The organism is Azospirillum oryzae (assembly GCF_900177515.1).
Classification (GTDB): Bacteria; Pseudomonadota; Alphaproteobacteria; order Azospirillales; family Azospirillaceae; genus Azospirillum; species Azospirillum oryzae_A.
The window spans coordinates 700,540-722,609 of the sequence record NZ_FXAK01000002.1; the positions used below are offsets into that span (position 1 = coordinate 700,540).

19 protein-coding genes are annotated in these 22,070 nt (G+C 67.3%); 18 read left to right on the forward strand and 1 reads right to left on the reverse strand.

Annotated elements, in window-relative coordinates; genetic code table 11:
* The first annotated feature begins 6 nt into the window (after positions 1-6).
* From B9N97_RS06200 to B9N97_RS06230, 7 genes are all read left to right on the forward strand, one after another.
* Entirely contained in the window at positions 7-1,638 is a 1,632-nt protein-coding gene (locus B9N97_RS06200; RefSeq protein WP_208621153.1) for a DUF1302 domain-containing protein, read from the forward strand.
* Positions 1,639-1,689: 51 nt separating this feature from the next.
* Positions 1,690-2,787, forward strand: a complete 1,098-nt coding sequence (locus tag B9N97_RS06205; RefSeq protein WP_208621154.1) for a WD40/YVTN/BNR-like repeat-containing protein — start codon at positions 1,690-1,692, stop codon at positions 2,785-2,787.
* 64 nt (positions 2,788-2,851) lie between these two features.
* A complete protein-coding gene (locus B9N97_RS06210) occupies positions 2,852-5,320 on the forward strand; it encodes an efflux RND transporter permease subunit (RefSeq protein WP_211099109.1) in 2,469 nt (822 codons plus the stop codon).
* A 127-nt stretch (positions 5,321-5,447) separates the two neighbouring features.
* Positions 5,448-6,800: a DUF1329 domain-containing protein gene (locus B9N97_RS06215; RefSeq protein ID WP_208621155.1), complete on the forward strand. Its 1,353-nt coding sequence runs from the start codon at positions 5,448-5,450 to the stop codon at positions 6,798-6,800.
* A 74-nt stretch (positions 6,801-6,874) separates the two neighbouring features.
* Positions 6,875-7,750, forward strand: a complete 876-nt coding sequence (locus B9N97_RS06220; protein WP_085084384.1) for an SDR family oxidoreductase — start codon at positions 6,875-6,877, stop codon at positions 7,748-7,750.
* Positions 7,751-7,792: 42 nt separating this feature from the next.
* A complete protein-coding gene (locus tag B9N97_RS06225) occupies positions 7,793-8,506 on the forward strand; it encodes an SDR family NAD(P)-dependent oxidoreductase (RefSeq protein WP_085084386.1) in 714 nt (237 codons plus the stop codon).
* A gap of 84 nt (positions 8,507-8,590) precedes the next feature.
* Entirely contained in the window at positions 8,591-9,433 is an 843-nt protein-coding gene (locus B9N97_RS06230; RefSeq protein ID WP_085084388.1) for an IclR family transcriptional regulator, read from the forward strand.
* Between the two features lie 42 nt (positions 9,434-9,475).
* On the opposite strand, the gene B9N97_RS34740 is transcribed toward B9N97_RS06230, so the two are convergent.
* Complete coding sequence (locus B9N97_RS34740) at positions 9,476-9,664, reverse strand: hypothetical protein (RefSeq protein ID WP_143266370.1); 189 nt, start codon at positions 9,662-9,664, stop codon at positions 9,476-9,478.
* Positions 9,665-9,777: 113 nt separating this feature from the next.
* Between B9N97_RS34740 and B9N97_RS06235 the strand changes: the two genes are divergently transcribed.
* From B9N97_RS06235 to B9N97_RS06285, 11 genes are all read left to right on the forward strand, one after another.
* Complete coding sequence (locus tag B9N97_RS06235; protein WP_085084390.1) at positions 9,778-10,584, forward strand: enoyl-CoA hydratase/isomerase family protein; 807 nt, start codon at positions 9,778-9,780, stop codon at positions 10,582-10,584.
* Positions 10,585-10,602: 18 nt separating this feature from the next.
* On the forward strand, positions 10,603-11,493 hold the full coding sequence (locus B9N97_RS06240) for a 3-hydroxyacyl-CoA dehydrogenase NAD-binding domain-containing protein (RefSeq protein ID WP_085084392.1): 891 nt from the start codon (positions 10,603-10,605) through the stop codon (positions 11,491-11,493).
* Positions 11,494-11,495: 2 nt separating this feature from the next.
* Positions 11,496-12,668 (forward strand): thiolase family protein, encoded by a 1,173-nt coding sequence (locus B9N97_RS06245; protein ID WP_085084394.1) that lies wholly within the window; start codon positions 11,496-11,498, stop codon positions 12,666-12,668.
* Between the two features lie 28 nt (positions 12,669-12,696).
* Positions 12,697-13,761, forward strand: a complete 1,065-nt coding sequence (locus B9N97_RS06250) for an acyl-CoA dehydrogenase family protein (protein ID WP_085084396.1) — start codon at positions 12,697-12,699, stop codon at positions 13,759-13,761.
* A 14-nt stretch (positions 13,762-13,775) separates the two neighbouring features.
* The gene (locus B9N97_RS06255; protein WP_085084398.1) at positions 13,776-14,936 is read left to right on the forward strand and encodes an acyl-CoA dehydrogenase family protein; all 1,161 of its coding nucleotides are present in this window, start codon (positions 13,776-13,778) and stop codon (positions 14,934-14,936) included.
* Between the two features lie 50 nt (positions 14,937-14,986).
* Entirely contained in the window at positions 14,987-15,787 is an 801-nt protein-coding gene (locus B9N97_RS06260) for a crotonase/enoyl-CoA hydratase family protein (protein ID WP_136703611.1), read from the forward strand.
* A gap of 240 nt (positions 15,788-16,027) precedes the next feature.
* Entirely contained in the window at positions 16,028-17,098 is a 1,071-nt protein-coding gene (locus B9N97_RS06265) for an amidohydrolase family protein (protein WP_085084402.1), read from the forward strand.
* The gene (locus tag B9N97_RS06270; protein WP_085084404.1) at positions 17,098-17,943 is read left to right on the forward strand and encodes a fumarylacetoacetate hydrolase family protein; all 846 of its coding nucleotides are present in this window, start codon (positions 17,098-17,100) and stop codon (positions 17,941-17,943) included. Before B9N97_RS06265 ends, B9N97_RS06270 begins: the two co-directional genes overlap by 1 nt.
* A 203-nt stretch (positions 17,944-18,146) precedes the next feature.
* Positions 18,147-19,430, forward strand: coding sequence for an NAD(P)/FAD-dependent oxidoreductase (locus B9N97_RS06275; RefSeq protein ID WP_085084406.1), 1,284 nt, complete (start codon positions 18,147-18,149; stop codon positions 19,428-19,430).
* Positions 19,431-19,446: 16 nt separating this feature from the next.
* Positions 19,447-19,884, forward strand: a complete 438-nt coding sequence (locus B9N97_RS06280; RefSeq protein ID WP_208621156.1) for a PaaI family thioesterase — start codon at positions 19,447-19,449, stop codon at positions 19,882-19,884.
* 36 nt (positions 19,885-19,920) lie between these two features.
* Positions 19,921-22,038: a methyl-accepting chemotaxis protein gene (locus tag B9N97_RS06285; protein ID WP_085084410.1), complete on the forward strand. Its 2,118-nt coding sequence runs from the start codon at positions 19,921-19,923 to the stop codon at positions 22,036-22,038.
* Positions 22,039-22,070: the final 32 nt, after the last annotated feature.

Here is a 22,070-nt window from a genome sequence, read left to right on the forward strand (position 1 = left end):
GGGAACGTGACACATCCACAACGGTCCTGCACCTATGCCGGGCGGACAGCCGCCGGCCTTGGCGTTGCCATGCTGCTTCTGGGGGCGGCGAGCGCGAGTGCCTTTGAAATTCCCACCGACAACTCTGATCTGCGGATCCGCTTCGACAACACGGTCCGCTATAATCTGGGTGTCCGCGCCGAAGGCATCGATTCCCGCATCGCCAACAACCCGAACTACGACGAATCCGATCGCAAGTTCGGCCGTGGCGACGTCATCACCAACCGCCTGGACATCTTGTCGGAGTTCGACGTCGCCTTTCGCGAACGCTACGGCCTGCGGGTGACGGGGGCCTTCTGGTACGACAACGCCTATCATGACACCGACGTCAATCCGAATCCGGCCCTGCGCGGCTATGTCAGCGGTTACAACGGCAATCGCTACAACAGCGACGTGCGCCGTTATTATCGCGGCCCGTCGGGCGAACTGCTGGATGCCTTTGTGTATGGCCGCGTCGATGCCGGGACGGTGCCGGTCGATGTGAAGATCGGCCGCCACGTCATCTATTGGGGCGAAGGATTGTTGTTCGGCGCCCATGCCATCAGCTATTCCCAGGCGCCGCTCGACGGTCGCAAGGCAGTGTCCAGCCCCGGTATCGAGACCAAGGAGGTCTTCCTGCCGGTCGGCCAAGTGTCGGCCAAGGCGCAGTTGTCGCCAAACCTGTCGATCGCCGGCCAGTTCTTCCTGGAATGGGATCCGACCCGCGTTCCGGCGGGCGGAACCTATCTGGCGCCGGCCGACTTTCTGCTCGGCGACCGGCTGGCCGTCGGCGGGAATCGATCGATTCCCCGGATCGGCGATCTGGAGCCGCACAACATCGGCAATTGGGGCGTTAACGCCCGCTACAACATCGAATCCATCGATTCGACGGTCGGTGCCTATTACCGAGCGTTCGACGACTACACGCCGTGGGGACCGCAAACGCTGCCCACCGGCTACCGGTTCGTCTACGCCAAGGACACCAAGCTGATCGGCCTCAGCTTCAACACCATCGGCCTGGGCGGTGCCAGCATCGGTACGGAGGTGTCGTACCGTCACAATGCCGCGCTCAACAGCGCGTCGATCAGCGCGGTGGACAACCAGGGTGCGCGTGGAAACACGTGGCACGCGGTGGCCAACGCTGTTTGGCTGCTCGACAGCAGCCCGGTCTACGACACCGGCAACCTCGTCGTCGAACTAGCCTACAGCCGCCTGGGCGAGGTCACCCACAATGCCAGCCTATACAAGGGCAGGGGATATGGCGGCTGTGTCGGGCTGAGCGCTGCCGACGGCTGTTCGACGCGCGATTACGTGGGCATCGCGGCGAACTTCACGCCGCAATGGCTCCAGGTCTTTCCGTCCACCGATCTCGACCTGCCGATGACGATCAATTACGGCCTGCGCGGGAACGCGCCCACCGCCGGCGGCGGCAACGAGGGCGTGCTGACCTGGTCGGTTGGCGCCAAGCTGACCTACCAACAACGTCACGAAGTGACCCTGCGCTACACCGATCAGCACGCTGACGGCAAATACGCCAACAACGCGCTGATTGGCGGCAACGGAAGCCCGCAGTTGAACGATCGCGGCTACGTGTCGCTCACCTACAAGACGTCCTTCTGAGAACGTGCGCGGACGCGCGTCGATATGGACCGGCAACGGTGGAGGTTGGGAATGAAATCGGCACGAGCACGGGCCTTGTCATGGACGCTCGGCATGACCCTTGCGGCGATGCTTCCGCAGGCGGCCGTGTCGGCAGCCTTCCAGGATCCCCTCGACGTTCCGGCGGCGGTCGACGTCGCGAGCCTGACATCACGAATCTTCGCGGTGGCCGGCGGACCGGAGCGGCTGTTCGCGGTGGGTGCGCAGGGGACGATCCTGGCGTCGGACGACCAGGGTGCGCGATGGGAGCAAATCCCGTCTCCTGTCAGCTCCGATCTGACCGCCATCACCTTCGCGACCAAGGCCGATGGGTTCATCGTCGGTCATGACAGCGTGTTGATGCGCAGCCGCGACGCCGGCCGGAGCTGGACCCGGCAGTTCGATGTCCGGACGCTGAACCAAGCCATGCTCGACCACTACCGCAAGCTTCCGGCCGGGGAAGCGGACGGCGAGGCGATCCGCCAATGGATCGCGGAGCTGGAACAGCGCGTCGCCAGCGGTGCGCCGCTTCCCTTCTTCGACGTGTGGTTCGCCGATTCCCGGCTGGGTTTCGCAATCGGGGCCTTCAACCTGCTGCTCGTCACTGAAGATGGCGGCGAGCACTGGACCCCCTGGATGGAACGGACGGAAAACCCGCGTGGCGCCCATCTCTACGCGGTGCGCGGAACGCCTGGACCGGACGGCGAGGTCTACATCGCCGGTGAACTCGGTCTTCTGATGCGGTTTGACCGGGCGTCGCGGCGCTTCGTCGCGGTCCCGACGCCCTATGAGGGCACGTATTTCTCGATGGCGGTCGATGGCGACACGCTGGTGGTGGCGGGGCTGCGCGGCAACGCATTCCTCAGCCGCGACCGGGGACGGGCCTGGACCCGACTCGACACTCGCACGACGGCGTCCATCGCGGCGGTCTCCCGGATGGAGGGCGGACGCTTCGCCCTGCTGGCGCAGAACGGCGGTGTTCTGGTGGCCGACCGCGACGGCAGGATCACTCCGGCGGGGGCGCCCCTAGGGCGATCGTCCTATGCGCTGGCGGTCGCCGCCGGCGGAGCGGTCGCCATCGGCACCGACGCCGGCGTGAAGCGGGTCGCCGTCGCGGCACCGACTCCCTGAACGGGGCATCGGCCCTCCGCACCAAATTCGCAAAGGAAAGCCTGTGGCAGCGCAAGCACAAGACATGGCACCGATGCCGGTGATCGGCGATCCGGCCCAGTTCGACCGCCGGTCGGGAAATCTGGTCGAGCGCGCGGTGTTCAATAACCGCGCCCTGTTCGTCGCGCTGTGCGCCCTGGTGACGGCGCTGTTCGCGTGGCAAGCCTACGGCCTGCGCCTGAACGCCAGCTACGAGAAGGTCATCCCTACCGCGCATCCCTACATCGGGAACTACCAGACCTACCGCGCGGACCTGCCAAACCTCGGCAATACGGTCCGCATTGTGGTGGAGAACACGCGCGGCGATATCTTTGACCCGGCCTATCTCAAGGATCTGCAACGGATCAACGACACCGTCTATCTGATGCCGGGCGTTGATCGATCCTGGATGAAATCGCTGTGGATGCCAATCGTCCGCTGGCGCGAGGTGACGGAAACCGGGATCAACGGCGGGCCGGTGATGCCCGCCGACTACAGCGGTTCGCCCGAGAGCATCGCCAAGCTGCGCCAGAACCTGGCGCGCGCTGGCGTGATGGGTTCGCTGGTCGCCAACGACCTGAAATCGACGATGATCGTGGTGCCGCTGCTCGGCGACGACCCGAAGACCGGCGAGCAGCTCGACTACCGCGCCTTCTCGCGCGCGCTGGAGGACAAGGTCCGGGCCCTGCAGAACGACGGAACGCGGGTCCACATCGTCGGCTTCGCCAAGCTGATCGGCGATCTGATCGACGGCGTCGCCGAAGTGATGGGCTATTTCGCTGTCTCGGTCGCCATCGCGGCGGTTATCATCTTCCTCTACAACCGCTGCATCCGCAGCACGGTGGTCGTGCTGGCCTGTTCGATGGTCGCGGTGGTGTGGCAACTGGGGGCGATCACCGCGCTCGGTTATTCGCTGAACCCTTACTCGGTGCTGGTGCCGTTCCTGGTCTTCGCCATCGGCGTTTCGCATGGCGCGCAGAAGATGAACGGCATCATGCAGGATGTCGGGCGGGGCACGCACCGCTATGTCGCCGCGCGCTTCACCTTCCGGCGGCTGTTCCTGGCCGGGTTCACCGCCCTGCTCGCCGACGTCGTCGGCTTCGCGGTGCTGCTGGTGATCGATATTCCGGTTATCAAGGAACTGGCCCTGATGGCGAGCCTCGGCGTCGGCATGCTGATCATGACCAACCTGCTGCTGCTGCCGGTGATCCTGTCCTATTCCGGTGTCGGCGCCGCTGCCGCCCAGCGCAGCCTGCGCGAGGATTCGAAGGTCGATGAAAGCAGCGGCAAGGGGTTCTGGGAGTGGCTGGTGCGCTTCACCGACCGGCGCTGGGCGGCAGGCACGCTGGCGGCCGCGCTGGCGCTGACCGTCGCCGGCTACGCCGTCAGCCTGAACCTGAAGATCGGCGATCTCGATCCCGGCGCTCCGGAACTGCGCGCCAATTCCCGCTACAACAAAGACAACGCCTACATCACGTCCCACTACAACCTGTCCAGCGATCAGTTGGCGGTCATTGTGGTGACGCCGGTGGAGGGCTGCCGGATGTTCCCGACCTTGGTCGACATTGGCCGGCTGGAGCGCAAGCTCGCCCAGTTGCCGGGCGTCCAGCGGGTCGAATCGCTGGCGGGAACGACGGCGATGATCACCTCGGCGTTGTTCGAGGCCGGCGGCAAATGGACGACCATCAGCCGCGACCAGACCATCACCGACAATGCGATGAGCGCCGCAATCGCGGTCGACCCCTCGGCGGTCAACGCCAACTGCTCGGTGACGCCGGTCGTCGCCTATCTGTCCGACCACAAGGCCGAAACGCTGGAGCGCGCGATCAAGGCGGTCGAGGACTTCGCCGCCACCCACAATCGCGACGGCGTATCGTTCCTGCCGGTGGCCGGCAGCGCCGGCATCGAGGCGGTAACCAACATCGTCGTGCACGACGCCAACCGGATCATGCTGCTCTACGTCTACGCGGCCGTGCTGGTGCTGTGCTTCGTCACCTTCCGCAGCTGGCGGGCGGTGGTCGTGGCGGTGGTGCCGCTGGTGATGACCTCGGTGCTGTGCGAGGCGCTGATGGTCGTGCTGGGCATCGGGGTGAAGGTGGCGACGTTGCCAGTGGTGGCGCTCGGCGTCGGCATCGGCGTCGATTACGCGCTGTATTTGCTGAGCGTCCAGATTGCTCTTCAGCGCGCCGGGCTGCCCTTGGCCGAGGCGTACCGCCGGGCGTTGCGCTTCACCGGTCGGGTGGTCGGGCTGATCGGCGTGACTCTGGCCGCCGGGGTCGGCGTCTGGGCTTTGTCGCCGATCAAATTCCAGGCCGACATGGGCATCCTGCTGACCTTCATGTTCCTGTGGAACATGGTCGGGGCGCTGGTGCTGATCCCGGCGCTCTCGCATTTCCTGATGCGTGGGAAGAAGGAGCGGGACGAGACCGCGCGCCGGGCGGCTGCCGCCAAGACCACCAAGACCGAAGGCGCCGCCGTGTTGCGCTCGGACGAAGCATCCGCCGGAGCCGACTGATCGGTCGGCGGCGCTATGAAACGGGCATCGCGGGGTGAGGAAAGCAAGGCTGACGGACAACGATCTCGCCGGACCGGCGGCCACGCACCAACCGCGCCAGAACAATCAAGACATGGGAGAAATGGTGATGACGATGAAGCATTGGCTGGCCGGAGCGTCGCTCCTGGTCCTCGCGGGTTCGCCGGCCCTGGCGGCGGTCACGCCCCAGGAGGCCGCCAAGCTCGGCGGTGAACTGACCGAGTTCGGCGCAACGAAGGCGGGCAACGCCGACGGCTCGATCCCCGCCTACACTGGCGGATTGACCAAGGCGCCGGCCTCCTACGCCAAAGGGAGCTTCAAGTGGACCGACCCTTTCGCGTCCGACAAGCCGATCCTGCGCATCGATGCCAAGAACGTCGATCAATACGCCGGCAAGCTGTCCGCCGGTACGGTCAAGATGATCAAGGACAACGCCGACTATTTTCTGAATGTGTTCCAGAGCCGACGCACGGTGGCCTATCCCGACACGGTGCTGAAGGCGACGGTGCGCAACGCCACCAGTTGCAAGACGCTGAACAATGGCTTGGCATTGGACGTCAAATGCCGGGGCGGCATCCCGTTCCCGATCCCGAAGGACGGCTACGAGGTGATGTGGAACAAGTCATTGGCCTATCATCCGCCAATGACCCAGCGTGCGCAGGCCTATGTCATGGACCGTTCGGGCAGCAAGTTCATGACGTCGGAGGTGCAGACCTACGTCGAACTCGCCTATTACAATGACGAGCGGTCGGACCCCAACGCCTATCAGATCCTATTCTCTCGCACGATGGCCCCGGCGCGCAAGGCCGGAGAGGCGACGGGCTACACCGATTACCTCGACCCGATGGAGAGGAGCCGTCGAGCCTGGAGCTACACGGTCGGCCAGCGTCGTGTTCGTCTTGCGCCTGAATTCGCTTATGATACGCCGGTGTCGACGCTAGGCGGCGTGATGCTGTACGACGAAATCTTTCTGTTCAACGGTGCGATGGACCGTTTCGACTACAAACTGGTCGGCAAGAAGGAGATGTACGTCCCTTACAACGCCTACAAGACGGCGTTCGACTGCCCGGCCGACACGTTGATCCAGCCCGGTCACCTGAACCCCGCCTGCGAGCGGTGGGAACTGCACCGCATGTGGGTGGTGGAGGCGACGTTGAAGCCCAGCTACCGCCACGCCTACAGTAAACGCACCTACTACATCGACGAAGACACCTATCAAGCCGGGATGTTCGACGCCTACGACCAGAGCGGTACCCTGTACCGGGGCGGCTACAATTACGCGCTCCAGTTCTACGACCCGGTGGCGCCCGGTTCGCCGGGCTATTCGGTGTTCGACTTCGTCAAGGGAACCTACATGTTCCAGGGCATGTCCACCGGCTTCAACGAGCCGTTCAAGTTCATCGCCCCGATCCCCGAGAACCAGATCTCGCCGGAAGCCATCGCCGCCTCCAACGCCCGCTGACCGGCTGGGCGGGCCGGGGGCGGGAACCCTCCGTTCCGGCCCGGCACCGCCTTTCGGGGAAGGACCGAAGACAGATGAAGATTGATCTTGCCGGCAAACGCGTGCTGGTCACCGGCGCCTCGCGCGGCATCGGGCGGGCCATCGCCACCGGCTTCGCCGCCGAGGGCGCGCGGGTCGCCATCTGCGCCCGCACCGATACCGCGATCCAGGCGGCAGCGGACGATCTGCGCGGCCGGACCGACCATGTGCTGGCGCGTTCCGTCGATGTCGGCGACACCGCGCAGGTTCAGGATTTCGTCCGCGCGATCGCCGACGCCTGGGGCGGCGTTGACGTGCTGGTCAACAACGCCGGCCAGGGGCGCGGCGGCAACATCGACACGCTGGCCCCGGAAGGGATCCTCGAGCACGCCAACCTGCTTCAGGTCGCCCATTTCCGTGTCGCCCAGGCCGTCGTGCCGTACATGCGCAAGCAGCGCTGGGGCCGCATCATCGACATCAGCGCCGTCGCCGGCACCGTGCCGACGCCCGACGGCATTCCGTCGGTCGTCAACCGCGCTGCCTGCATCGCGCTGTCGCGCTCGCTCGGCATGGCGCTGGCCAAGGACAACATCCTGGTCAACAGTCTCAACATGGGATGGATCGACACCGGGCAGTGGGACCGCCATCACAAGGAGATGGGGCCGGGCGTCAGCCGCGCCGAGTTCGACGCGATGGTGACCAAGGTCGTTCCGATTGGCCGTTTCGGCAAACCGGAGGACGTCGTCGGCATCGCCCTGTTCCTTGCGAGCGACCATGCCGGCTTCATCACCGGCGCGTCCATCGACATCGCTGGCGGGATGTCCGGGCAGATCGCCTATTACCCCACTTTGAAGCGCGACATGATCGAGATGGGACGCCAGCGCATGGATGCCCAGGGGGTGGATGCCCAGGGCATGGCTCCGGGCGCTTGAGCCGACCGGTCATCGTAGCTTAGTTAGAAAGGAGCACCATTCATGGCACTCAATCTGAAGGGCGCCAACGTCGTCGTCACGGGCGGCACCGGAGCCTTGGGCCGCGCCGTGGTTGCGCGGCTGGTCGAATCCGGCGCGGTCTGCCACATCCCCAATCTGGTGGCCGAGGAACTGACCGGCTTCACCGGATCGGAAAGCGGCCCGATCCGCATCGTCGAAGGGGTAGATCTGACCGATGAGGACGCCGTCACCCGCTTCTACGCCGGGCTGCCGCCGCTGTGGGCGTCGGTTCATGTCGCCGGCGGCTTCGACATGTCGTCCCTGCTGGACACGTCGGCGGCGGCCTTTGAGCAGCAAATCCGCATGAACACGCTGACCTGCTTCCTGTGCACGCGCGAGGCCGTCCGTTCGATCCGCCGCCGGTCCGGCGCGCCGGGAGGCCGCATCGTCAACGTCGCGGCACGGCCGGCGCTGGAGCCGCGCAGCGGCGCCGGCATGGCCGCCTACACCGTGTCCAAGGCGGGGGTCGCCGCCCTGACGCAGGCGTTGGGTGAGGAACTGGCCGCCGATGCCATCCTGGTCAACGCGGTGGCTCCGTCGATCATCGACACCCCCGCCAACCGCGCCGCCATGCCGGATGCCGACCACGACCGCTGGCCCAAGTCGGAGGACATCGCCGCGGTCATCGCCTTCCTCGCGTCGCCGGAGAATCGCACGGCGCGCAGCGGTGTCGTCTCGGTCTACGGACGATCCTGAGGGACGGGGATTCGCTTGTTTACAAGGCTGTGACCGCTTCGCATAATCCCGCCGAGAACAGCGAAGGGCGATGAGCCACCGATTATGGCGGATAAAAAGAACAAAACGATCAATGATCGGGATGAGGATCGCCAGGGCACGAAGTCCGGAACAGAAGACGCCGACAGTTCCTCCCGAAGCAAGCAGGTCATCGTTCGGCCTGTCGTCAACGCGATCCGAATTCTGAAATACTTGAGCGACAGCGGGCAGCCGCGCCGCGCGGCGCAGGTCGCCAAAGACCTGTCGATCAACACCAGCACCTGCTTCAACATCCTGCGCACGCTGGTGGCGGAGGATGTGCTCGAGTTCGATCCCCTGTCCAAAAGCTACACGGTCGGCTTCGGCATCGTCAAAATAGCCGAGCGCGTGATGTCGGAGGGCGAGCGGGTGTCCGCCGCGCGTCCCCACCTGAAGGAACTGGCCGAGCGGTTCGGCGTGACCGTAACGCTGTGGCGCCGGATCGGCGGCGATCGCATTGCCCAGGTCGCCGTTGAATACTGCACTCGCGACACCCGCATCCAGGTGTCGCCGGGGCGTCGCGGTCCGATGCTGATGGGGGCGACCGGGCGGTTGCTGGCGACCCAGATCGGCAAGAGCAAGGCCGAGGTGGAAAGCGCCTTCGCGTCCATCCGTTGGGCGCGGCCCCTCGACTTCGACCGCTATTGGGACGAGGCTGAGACCGCCGCGAAACGCGGCTGGGCGCTGGACGACGGTTTCTTCTATGGCGGCACGACGAACATCGCGGCGGCCGTACTCGACCCATCGGGCGCCTTCGCCTTCTCGATCGTCGCCACCATGTTCCGGGGTCAGTACGACGACCCCACCATCGCCCGGATGGGCGATGAGCTGAAAGCGTTGGGGCAGCGTTTGACCTCGGTACTCTACTGAGTTTCGGGTGGCGGTCCCCCCAGGGCACCGCCACCGTTTCCTTCAACAATCCGCTTGATCCCCTTGTCCAACCACGAGGCTGTGCGGCGCGCCGAGCGCGCGGCGTGGCGGCGGTTGCCCTTTGTCCGGTCGATCCGCCCTTGGATTTTCCGCATTCAGAATTTCATTCTGATAGAAGAAAAACTCTTGCGCCGTGCTTTCGGTTCGAATTACCGTGATGCTGACAATCAACAGGCCGAGCGACTCCCGCCGAGGAGCCGACGCCGTGGATCCCGGCCGCCATCCAGTGCCGCGCCCGGCATTCCCGCGTCGCTCGGGACCGTGACTTTTCCGGAGATCCACCCATGGGGGCCGAACAGACTTTGACCAGCGAAGACGCGGTTACCATCGAGCGAAAGGGCGCGGTCGCCATCGTCACGCTGAATCGGCCCGACGCCATCAACGCGCTGAACGACGCACTGCGGGCCGGGCTGACACGGGCCTTCCGGGACGCCGAGACCGATCCGGAAATCCGTGTCGTCCTGCTGCGCGCGGCGGGCGACCGGGGTTTTTGCGTGGGCGCCGACATCAAGGAATTCCGTGCGCCGGCCTCGCTGGTGGCGGCACGGCGCGGCGACAGCGAGCGGGCCTACATCGACGCCATCGGCCGCACCACCAAGCCGACCATCGCCGCCATTCATGGCTTCTGCCTGGGCGGCGGCTTCGAAATTGCGCTGGCCTGCGATGTGCGGATCGCCTGCGACGACGCGGTGTTCGGCCTGCCGGAACTCAACCTCGCCCTCATTCCCGGATCCGGTGGAACCCAGCGTCTGCCACGCCTGATCGGGGTTGGGCGGGCGCTCGACCTCATGCTGACCGGCCGGCGCTTCGCCGCTGCCGAGGCGTTGCAATTGGGCGTCGTCACCCGGCTGGCTCCGTCGCGGGACGCTCTGTTCGAGCAGGCGCTGGCATTGGCCGAGGACATTGCCGGCAAGTCGCCGACCGCCGCCGCCTATCTCAAGGAGGCCGTCCTGTCCGGCGCCGATCTGGATTTGCGGGACGGCCTGATTCTGGAACGCAACCTCTTCACGCTGCTGATGTCCACCGAGGACCGGCTCCAGGCCGCCGCCGCCTTCCGCGAAAAGCGCAAGCCCGTCTTCACCGGCCAATAAACCCAGGTACACAATCCAATGAACGCAAACAAGATCCTCGTCGTCGGCGCCGGGCTGATGGGCCGTGGCATCGTCCACGCCTTTGCGGTGCGCGGCCATCCGGTCACCCTGTTCGACGTCAGCCGGGAGGCCATCGACGCCACGCTGGCCGACATCCGCACGGTCACCGGCGAGGCCGTCAAGATCGGCAAGCTGACCGAAGAGGCCGCCGCCCGCACGCTGGACCTGATCACTCCCGGCACCGACCTCGTCGAAAGCGCCCGTGGCGCCGATCTGGTGGTGGAAACCGCGTCGGAGCGGCTGTCGGTCAAGATCGACATCATCCAGGCCATCGACCCGGTGTTGGCGGGGGATGCCATCATCACCACCAACACCTCGGCGCTCAGCATCACCGAGATCGCGGCGGCCTCCGCCAACCCGGCCCGCGTCGCCGGCATGCATTTCTTCAACCCCGTCCACAAGATGAAACTGGTCGAGATCGTCCGTGGGATCGCCACCGCCGACAGCGTCGTCGAGCGGCTGAAGGCATGGTCGGACGCCATCGGCAAGACCTCCATCGTCGTCAACGAGGCCCCCGGCTTCACCACCAGCCGCATGTCGGCGATGCTCGGCAACGAGGCCATGCACATGCTGGAATCCGGCGTGGCGACCGCCGAGGACATCGACACCGCGCTGCGTCTGGGGCTTGGCCACCCGATGGGGCCGCTGGAACTGGGCGACATGACCGGCTGGGATACCCGGCTGGCCGTGCTGCAATACTTGCATCAGTCGCTGGGCGAGAAGTTCCGCCCCTGTCCGCTGATCACCAAGATGGTCAAGTCGGGCCGCACCGGCCGCAAGGTCGGCCATGGCGTCTACCGATACGAGAACGGGGTGAAGATCCCCGGTTCCGGCCTGAGGAGCGCCTGATCATGCGGGATGTCGTGATCGTCGAGGCCGTCCGCACGCCGATGGGACGTTTTCGCGGGGCGCTGGCCCCCGTGCGCGCCGACCATCTGGGCGCGGTGATTCTCCAGGCGCTGGTCGAGCGCGCCGGCATCGGACCGGAGCTGGTGGACGACGTGGTGTTCGGCTGCGTCACCCAGGTCGGCGAGCAATCGACCAACCCAGCGCGCACCGCGCTGCTGTCCGCCGGCTGGCCGGCCCGCATTCCCGGCATGACTGTGGACCGCAAATGCGGCTCGTCGGAGGCCGCCGTCCACGCGGCCGTCGGCTCCATCGCGTCGGGCGAATTCGACGTCGTCGTGGCCGGCGGCGTCGAGAGCATGAGCCGGGTGCCGATGGGCGGCAACCGCGACGTCCATGGCGAGCCGTTCGGCTGGAAGCTGCTGGACGCGTATCCGCAGGTGCCGCAGGGCGAAGCCGCCGAGCGCATTAGCGACACCTGGGATCTGACGCGCGACGAACTCGACGATTACGCCATCTCCAGCCACCGCCGCGCCGCCGCCGCCGCCGATGCGGGGTGGTTCGACCGCGAGATTGTCCCCGTTGCCGTGGACGCATGGCGCGAGCGTTCCACCCCCGAGGGTTTCCCGCTGTTCAGCCGCGACGAGACGATCCGCCGCGACACCAGTCGTGACAAGCTCGGTACGCTGAAGACGGTGTTCCGGCCCGAGGGCCGCGTCACCGCCGGCAACTCCTCGCAGATCGCCGATGGCGCGGCGGCGCTGCTGCTGATGGCGGCGGAGGTCGCCAAGGCGCATGGGTTGAAGCCGCGCGCCCGGCTGCGGGCGATGACCACGGTCGGGGCGGACCCGACGCTGATGCTGACCGGTCCCATCCCGGCGACCCGGCGCCTGCTCGACCGCAGCGGGTTGTCGCTGTCCGACATCGCCCTGTTCGAGGTGAACGAGGCCTTCGCTCCGGTGCCGCTGGTCTGGATGCGCGAGTTCGGGATCGGGCATGACCGGGTCAACGTGAACGGCGGGGCCATCGCGCTCGGCCATCCGCTGGGCGGCAGCGGCGCCCGGCTGCTAACCACACTGTTGCACGAGTTGGAGCGGCGCGACGCCCGCTTCGGCTTGCAGACCATGTGCTGCGCCGGCGGCCTGGGCACCGGGACCATCCTGGAACGGCTCGGCTGAACGAGACGACCACTTATTGGGGGACGGCATGACGAGCGACACCAGCCGCATTCTGGTCGACACCGCGCAGCGTTTCTTCGCCGACCGCATCACGCCCGAGGCGTTGCACCGCGCCGACACGGGCGAGTGGCTGGCCGACATCTGGGCGGCGGCCGACGACCTTGGCCTGCCGCTGGCCCTGGTGCCCGAGGAGGCCGGCGGCTTCGGCGTGGACATGGTGGACGCGCTGGGGCTGATCCGCATCGCGGGCGCCGCCGCCGCGCCGCTTCCGCTGGCCGAGACGATGCTGGCCTCCTGGCTGCTCGCCAAGGCCGGGCTGGAACTGATCGCCGGACCGGCGAGCGTCGCGCCGGTGCTGGCGGACGACCGGCTGGATCTGACCCGTGAGGGCAGCGGCTGGCGGCTGACCGGCAGCGCGCACCGCGTTCCCTGGGGCCGCGTCGCCGCCGGGATTGCGGTGATCGCCGAGCATGACGGCGTACCGCACGTTGCGCGCATCGATGCCGGAGGTTGGACCATGGAAAACGCCACCAACCTTGCCGGAGAGCCACGCGACACCCTGTGTTTCGACGTCCGGCTCGACGCCGCGAGCGTCGCGCCCGCGCCCGACGGCATCGACGGCGCGGCCCTGCGCGCCGTTGGCGCCACGATGCGCAGCCTTGCCTTGGCCGGAGCCATCGACCGGGTGCTGGCGCTGACCACGCGCTACGCGGGCGAACGCGTGCAGTTCGGCCGGACGCTCGGCAAGTTCCAGGCGGTCCAGCAGTCGCTGGCCGTGCTGGCCGGGCAGGCCGCCGCCGCCGGGGCGGCTGCGGACGCCGCCGCCGAGGTGGTCGCCGAAGGTTTCCGCCCCTTGCCCATCGCCGCCGCCAAGGTCCGCTGCGGCGAGGCGGCAGGCATCGCCGCGTCCATCGCCCACCAGGTGCATGGCGCCATCGGCTTCACGCAGGAGCATAGCCTGCATCACCTCACCCGCCGCCTGTGGGCGTGGCGCGAGGAGTTCGGCAACGAGGCGGTCTGGAGCCGGATCATCGGCCGCCACGTCGCGGCTGCGGGCGCCGACGGTCTGTGGCCGCTCGTCACCGCCGCCTGAGAAGCGAGACCATCATGCACAACATCGTGTTTCCCCCGCCGCCCGTCACCGCCCGCACCGAGGCGTTGCGCGCGGAGGTCCGCGACTTCCTGAAAACCGAACTGGCCGACCGGCCGCCGCGCCTGCGCGCCGATTCCTGGAACGGCTTCGACGCCGGCTTCAGCCGTAAGATGGGGGAGCGCGGCTGGATCGGCATGACCTGGCCCACGCGTTACGGCGGTCACGAGCGCAGCGCATTGGAACGCTACGTGGTGTTGGAGGAGGTGCTGGCCGCCGGCGCGCCGGTGGCGGCCCACTGGATCGCCGACCGCCAGAGCGGCCCGCTGCTGCTGAAGAACGGCACCGAGGAGCAGCGCCAGCGTATCCTGCCACGCATCGCCGCCGGCGACTGCACCTTCTGCATCGGCATGAGCGAGCCGGACTCGGGGTCGGACCTCGCCGCCGTGCGCACCCGCGCGGTGCCGGTCCAAGGGGGCGGGGGTGGCGGCTGGCGGGTCAACGGCACCAAGCTGTGGACGACCTACGCCCACCATGCCCATTACATGATCCTGTTCTGCCGCACCGATGGCGGAACCGAGGACCGGCAGGGCGGCACCAGCCAGTTCCTGGTCGATCTCAAGACCCCCGGCATCACCATCCGCCCGGTTCTCGACATGACCGGCGCGCATCACTTCAACGAGGTGGTCTTCGAGGACGCGCTCCTGCCGGACGACGCCCTGATCGGCCAGCGTGGCGAAGGCTGGGCGCAGGTGATGGGCGAACTCGCCTACGAGCGCAGCGGGCCGGAGCGTTTCCTGTCTTCGATGACGCTGCTGACCGAATTGGTGCGGGCGCTGGGCGACGCGCCGTCCGATCAGGCGGCGATGGCGGTGGGGCGGCTCACCGCGCATCTGCTGGTGCTGCGGCGGCTGTCGCGCTCGGTGGCGGGAATGCTGGAAAACGGCGAGAACCCCGCGTTGCAGGCGGCGTTGGTCAAGGATTTGGGGGCGCTGTTCGAGCAGGAGATCCCCGAGATCGCCCGCCAACTGGTCAATGCTGAACCAGATCTCCAGGCGACGCGGGAATTCTCCGCCGTGTTGGCCAAGCTGGTGATGAACGCCCCGTCCTTTTCGTTGCGCGGCGGCACGCGGGAAATCCTGCGCGGCATCATCGCGCGGGGCTTGGGCCTGCGCTGATCCGACGAAACATCCCGAAAATGGCCCAAGGATTGGGAGACACACAAACCATGACCGACCCGGTTCTGTACGAACAGGACGGCGGCATCGTCACGCTGACGCTGAACCGGCCCGACCTGCGCAATCCCATTTCGGAACCCGAGATGGTGGATGCGCTGGAGGTGGCCCTGATCCGGCTCGACCGCGATCCCGACGTGCGCGTCGCCATCCTCACCGGGGCGGGCAGCGCCTTTTCCTCCGGTGGCAATCTGAAGACGATGCGGGTGGGCGGCGGCCTGAACGATGCGCTGCCGGCCCGCACCCGGTCGAATTACCGTCACGGCATCCAGCGGCTGCCGCTGGTCTTCGAACGGTTGGAGGTGCCGGTCATCGCCGCCGTCAATGGTCCGGCCATAGGCGCCGGCTGTGATTTGGCCTGCATGTGCGACCTGCGCATCGCCGCCGAAAGCGCCCGCTTCGCGGAGAGCTTCGTCAAGGTCGGGCTGGTGCCGGGCGATGGCGGGGCGTGGCTGTTACCGCGTGTCGTCGGCTTTTCCAAGGCGTGCGAGATGGCGCTGACGGGCGACGTGATCGACGCCGCCGAAGCGCTGGCCTGCGGGCTGGTGTCGAAACTGGTTCCCGACGACGACCTGCTGGCCGCCGCCCGTGCGCTGGCCGACCGCATAGCCGTGAATCCGCGCCACGCGGTGCGGATGACCAAGCGCCTGATGACCGAGGGCCGCACCGTCGGGTTGGCGACGCTGCTGGAGATGTCGGCGGCGATGCAGGCGCTGGCCCATGCCACCGCCGACCATGCCGAGGCCGTCGAGGCGCTCCTGCGCAAGCGTAAGCCGGTCTTTACCGGCGCGTGACAACACCGGGACGTGACTATAGCTTGGTCGATTTTTAAGACACAAATTGGCATATTGACTAACAATTGGAATTAGAACAATCTGTGTGGGTGACGGTCTTACGCTGGCCCCACCGGCGGTGAAGTCCCCCCGTTCCAATCGATGCGTTCGTGCAACGCCGGATCGCACACGCCCGACGCCGTGACAGCGCCTTTGTGCGGGCGGCGTCGGTGACCCACGACACACGCAGGGAAGACACTGATGCTGATCGATCTTCATGCCCATGCGCCGCTGCCGGGCTATTACAACCAGCACCCGCATTGGGGGCCGTTCTTCGAGCCGTGCGACGACGGCGACATCCGGTTGCGCGTGGGCAAATGGGTCCTGACCCTCGGCTCGCCCGAGCGCCGCGCCGCCGTCCGGGCCGGCAAGAAGCTGGATCTGCAAGAGTATTTCGCGCGCTGGGCCGATCCGAACGTCCGCCTTGCCGGGATGGACGCCGCCGGCCAGGACGCGCAGGTGCTGTCGGTACCGTCGCACTGCTACATGTACTGGACCGAGCCGGAATTCTCGGTGTCTTACGCCCGCAAGGTGAACGACACGCTGGCCGAATACTGTGCCGGTGCGCCGGGCCGCCTATTCTTCTGGGCGCACGCCCCGCTGAACGCGCCCGAGGCCGCCGCCGTCGAAATCCGCCGCGCTGTCACCGAACTGGGGGCCGTCGGCATCAGCGCCGGTGGTTCGAACTTTGGCGGGCTGGAGTTCGACTCGCCGGAGCTCGACGTGGTGTGGAAGACCATGGTCGACCTCGACCTGCCGATCTTCGTCCATGGCTACAACCAGTCTGTGACCTGGGGCGACAAGGCCAACGAGGACCGCTACGAGACGACAGCCATCGTCGGCATGAACTACGATGAAACCAAATGCTTCTGGTATCTGGTCTGCGGCGGCGTACTCGACCGCTTCCCCGATCTGAAGATCTACATTACCCACGCGGGCGGCTTCGTGCCGTTCCAGCTCGGCCGTTTGGAGCAGACGATCCAGAACCTGGACGTCGTCCACAACAAGAAGCCGATGCGCGAATACATGAAGAATTTCTGGTTCGATCCTGAACTGCACGAACTGCCGATGCGTCAGGCGCTGATCGACGTCGTCGGTGCCGACCAGCTCGTCTACGGCACCAATTTCGGCGGCAGCGACGCGATCCGCCACGACCTGACCCAAGGTCTACGGGTATCGCCGGAGGATCTGGACAAGATCCGCTACAAGAACGCCTGCAAGCTGCTGCACCTCGACCCGGCCAAGCTCGGCCGCGCCAAGGTCGCCGCCTGATGCGGATCGCCCGGTGCACCGACGGGGGCGCCCCGTTCTGGGCCGTCGTCGATAGGACGGGAGACACTGTCCGCCCGTTCCTTGGGGCCTTCGCCGAATGGGCGCCCGCCGTGACCCGTGGCGAGGGCGAGGCGACGCTCCGTTTCACCGGTGAGGTCCGCAAGCTGTCGGATGTGCGGCTGCTGCCGCCCATTGAGAAGACCAACAAGGTCGTGGTGGCCGGAGCCAATTACCGCAAGCATCTGGTTGAGTTCGGCGTCGCCCCGCCGGCGCGCCCGGTGGCCTTCCTGAAGGCCTACGGCGCGCTGATCGGCGCGGCGGACCCCATACGCTACCCGCCGGTGACCCGCGAACTCGATTACGAGGTCGAGCTGGTCGCGGTGGTCGGCGCCGAGCGCATCGACCCGGCCGACCCGTTCGCCGGTCTTCTGGGCTACACGGTGGGCAACGACGTCAGCGCCCGTGATGAGCAGAGGGCCGGACCACCCGGCATTGGCATGGATCTGTTCTCGGCGAAGAGCCAGGACCAGACCACCGGGCTTGGCCCCTGGATCGTCACCCGCGACGAGTTTCCCGCCGGTCAGCCCAGGCTGCGGCTTGGGCTGACGGTCAACGGCGCGGTGCGGCAGGACGGCACGACCGCCGACATGACGTGGACGGTGGGCGAGCTGCTGGCCTTCATCGACGCGCGGGTCGGCTTCGACTGCGGCGACGTCCTGTTCACCGGCACGCCCGAAGGCGTCGCGCAAGGAACCGGCAACTACCTTCAGCCAGGCGACGTGGTCGAGGCAACGGTGGAGGGGATCGGCACCCTCCGCAATGTGGTGGGTGACCGTCCGGTGTGAGGCGCGTCCCGCGCCGGTCCGCGGTTCGGGGAACGACTGGCAGCAAACTTGTCACCGCTCCCGGCGTCCGGTCCCCAGTCCGGACGCCCCCGGCTCCGTTCGGCGCCACGGGGGCATGACCGGGCGTCCCAGGTGCGGGTCTTCGGAAACGCGGCCTGGGACGCCCATCCTTTTTGCGCCGAACCGGATATTGGAGACGGATCATGCTTCAGGACGACAAGACGATCGTGATCGTCGGGGCCGGGCAGGCCGGCGGCACCGCCGCCGCGACGCTGCGGCAATACGGATTCAAGGGCAAAGTCGTTTTGATCGGGGACGAGCCGCTGCTTCCCTACCAGCGCCCCCCGCTGTCCAAGACCTATTTGAAGACCGATCTGTCGCCCGATGCGCTGAAACTGCGCGCGCAGAGCTTCTACGACGAGGCCGGGATCGAACTGCGGCTGGGCCGATCGGTCACCGCCATCGACGCCAAGGCCAGGACGGTCGCGCTGGCTGATGGCGAAACGCTGGCCTACGACATCCTGATACTGGCGACGGGGTCTCTGGTCCGCAAGCTCGACGTGCCGGGCGCCGGTCTCGCCGGGCTGTTCGAACTGCGCAGCCAGGCCGACGCGGATCGGCTGAAGCCGGCGGTGCGCAGCGCCAAACGCATCGCCATCGTCGGCGCCGGCTATGTCGGGTTGGAGGTTGCCGCGTCCGCCCGCGCGCTTGGCGCCGAGGTGGTGGTGGTGGAGCGTGAAAGCCGAGTGCTCGCTCGCGTCGCCAGCGCCGCGTTGTCCGGCTTCGTCGATGCCTATCACCGAGGCCGGGGCGTCGAGATCCTGACCGGCGCGTCGGTCGCCGCCTTCCTGGGCGACGGGCAAGGCCAGGGGGAGGGCAAAGAGGAGGGGAAGGTGCGGGCGCTGCAACTCGCCGATGGCCGCATCGTCGCGTGTGACGCGGTGGTGGTCGGCGTCGGCGCGCTGCCCTGCGACGCGCTGGCCCGGTCGGCTGGTCTGGTCTGCGACGACGGCGTGCGCGTCGATGAGCAGGCCCGCACCTCCGATCCGGCGATCTATGCCATCGGCGACATGACCTCGCGTCCGCTGGCGCTGTATGACGGGCGGCGCGTGCGGTTGGAAAGCGTGCCGAACGCGCTGGAGCAGGCCAAGCAAGCCGCCGCGTCGATCACCGGCGCGGCAGCGCCGCCGCCCGAAATTCCGTGGTTCTGGTCCGATCAGTACGATCTGAAGCTCCAGATGGCCGGGCTCGGCGTTGGCATCGACCGCACGATCACGCGCGGCTCGCCCGAGACGGGGAAATTCGCGCTCTATCACATGTCCGGCGACCGGGTGGCGGTGGTGGAATCGGTCAACCTGCCTATCGAGTTCATCACCGCGAAGACGCTGCTGACGACCAAGCGCCGCATCGACACCGACGCGCTGGCCGACATCGCGGTTCCGATCAAGTCGGACCGGATCTTCGTCGCGGACGCCCCGGTTGTCTGAGGGCGGCGATCCTTGCGTGATCGCGCTGTGCGGCGGCTGCCGGCCGTCCGGTCGTTGCCGTCTCGGCATCACGCGGATGACGATGGGCGACGACGGCGTCGCGTCGGCGGCGCTGCGCTGCGACGCGGCCAATCAGGGCGGCCCGATGGTCGCGCATGGCGGCTGGACCGCCGCCGTGTTCGACGACGTGCTGGGCCGGATTCCCGGCTTTCTCGGCACCATGGCGGTGACCGCGAGCCTGACCGTCGATTTCCTCAAGCCCGTGCCGGTCGAGCGCGATCTGGTGGCGCGCGCCTGGATGGAGGCGCGGGACGGCCGACGTCTGCGTCTGGCCGGGGTGCTGCACCTTGCCGCCGGCATGGCCGAACTCGCCAGGGCTCAAGGGGTCTGGATCGAGCGGCGCCCCGATCACTTCGACCGCCATCGGCGCTGGCTGCGGGATCAGACCGGCTGACCCGGCCTTGAAAAAAACCGGTAGGGAGAAGACGAGATGAGTTTCGGCCGGTATCTCCCATCGCTTCACATGGGAATTCGCGGAAAGCTGTTCATCGCCTTCAGCGTGGTGGCGGTCCTGACGACATTGGCCAGCGGCGTCGGTCTGTGGACGATGACCGCCATTCACGGGCGCATGCTGCAAATCAGCGAGCAGGATCTTCCCTCGGTGGTCCTGGCTCAGCAGCTTCAGGCCGACGCCAGCGCCGTGGTCGCCCAGGCCCCGGTGCTCGACAGCGTCACTAACCCGAACGAACTGTCCGATCGGGCCGAGGATCTCAAGGCGCAGATGGGGCTGCTGTCGCAGACGGTGCAGGAGCTGACGCCGCTGCGCCCCGGCGATGAGAGTCTCGCCTTTCTGAAGGAGGTCAGCGCCAAGATGACCACGCTTCAGAACGCCCAGATCCAGGCGGTGTCGGAACGATTGGCGATCCGCAAGACGCGCGACGCGGCGCTCCGCGACATCGACCTGGAGCAGGCGGCCTTCGCTGTCCTGTGCCAGCCCATCGTCGATGGCCTGCGCGCCACCGTCGAGCGCCGGGGCGCCGGGTCGGGCGAGGCGGGTGGAACGGTGGCCGGCGAGTTGGTCGCGTTGATGGCCGGTCTGGAACTGATGCAGGCCGGCAACCGCATGGGAAGCTTGGCAGCGGAGGCGTCGAAAGCGTCGAGCCTGCCCCAGCTCGACGCGTTGCGGATGGATTTCACGCGGCTGGTCGAGCGGCTGCCCTCCCTTGTCGCCCGGCTTCCCGTGGACGACGCGGCGCTGCTGGATCCGCATCTGCGGATTCTGGCCGAACTCGGCCTCGGTCCCCAGGGGCTGTTCGCGCGATCGGGGGAGGAGCTTGCGGCGGCGACCGCCAGTTGGACCGCGTTGAACGACAACCGGTCGCTGTCGGACGAGCTTCGCCGCGAGGCCTCCCGTCTGGTCCACAAGGTCCGGGCGGAAAGCGCCGAGCTGGTGGAGGAGGCCAGCACCGGAATTGAGCGCGGCCGTCGCACGCTGATCGCCATCGGGGCGGCGAGCGTCATCGGCACGATCCTGATGACATGGCTGTATGTCGGGCATGTCGTGGTCAACCGGCTGTCGCGGCTGTCGCAGGCGATGCGGTCGGTTGCGGAGGGCGATCTGAACGCCGCCATCCCAGTCGATGGCCATGACGAGATCACCGAGATGGGGCGTGCGCTGGAGGTATTTCAGATGAACGCGCGCGCCGCGGCCGAAACCGACCAGCGCGCCGAGCAGGAGCGCGCGCGTCTGGCCGGCGAACGCCGTCAAGCCTTTATCGGCCTTGCCGGACAGTTCGAGACGACCTTCAAGGCGGCAGTGGACCGTTTCGCGCGTTCAGCCTCGAACATGCATTCGACGGCGGAGATCATGGCCCAGTTCGCCGGGCAGGCGAAGCGGGAAGCCGCGTCGGCGTCGGTGGCCACGCACAGCGCCACGCACAGCGTCCAGACGGTGGCCTCGGCGGCCGAGCAGCTCACGTCCTCGATTTCCGAGATCACCCGTCAGGTTCGGGAGTCCGCGCGCATCGCCGGGGAGGCGGTGAGCGACGCGCGCGCGACCGACGCGACCGCGCGCAGCCTGAACGACGCCGCCGGCCGCATCGGCGAGGTGGTACGCTTGATCGGCGAGATCGCCGCCCAGACCAATCTGCTGGCGCTGAACGCCACCATCGAGGCGGCGCGCGCCGGGGAGGCGGGCAAGAGCTTCGCCGTCGTGGCGCATGAGGTGAAGCTGCTGGCGACCCAGACCGCGCAGGCGACCGACGAGATCGGGACGCAGATCGCCGCGATGCAACTCGTCACCGCCAAGACGGTGGAAGCCATTCGCAAGATCGGCGGCACCATCGCGTCGATCGACGGCATCACCGGTTCCATCGCGTCCGCGGTCGAACAGCAGGGCGCGGCGACGCAGGAGATCGCCCGCAACATCGTCCAGGCGGCTGATGGAACGTACCGCATGTTGTCCAGCATAGATGCGATCACCACCGCCGCGACTGAAACCGGCGAAGCGGCGGGACGGGTGGTCGATGCGTCGGCCGAGATGTCCAGCGAAGCCAGGGCGCTGTCCGCGGAGGTCTCGAACTTCCTCGGCGTGGTGCGGGCGGGCTGACGCCGCGAACCGCCGGGCATCACGGGCCGGAC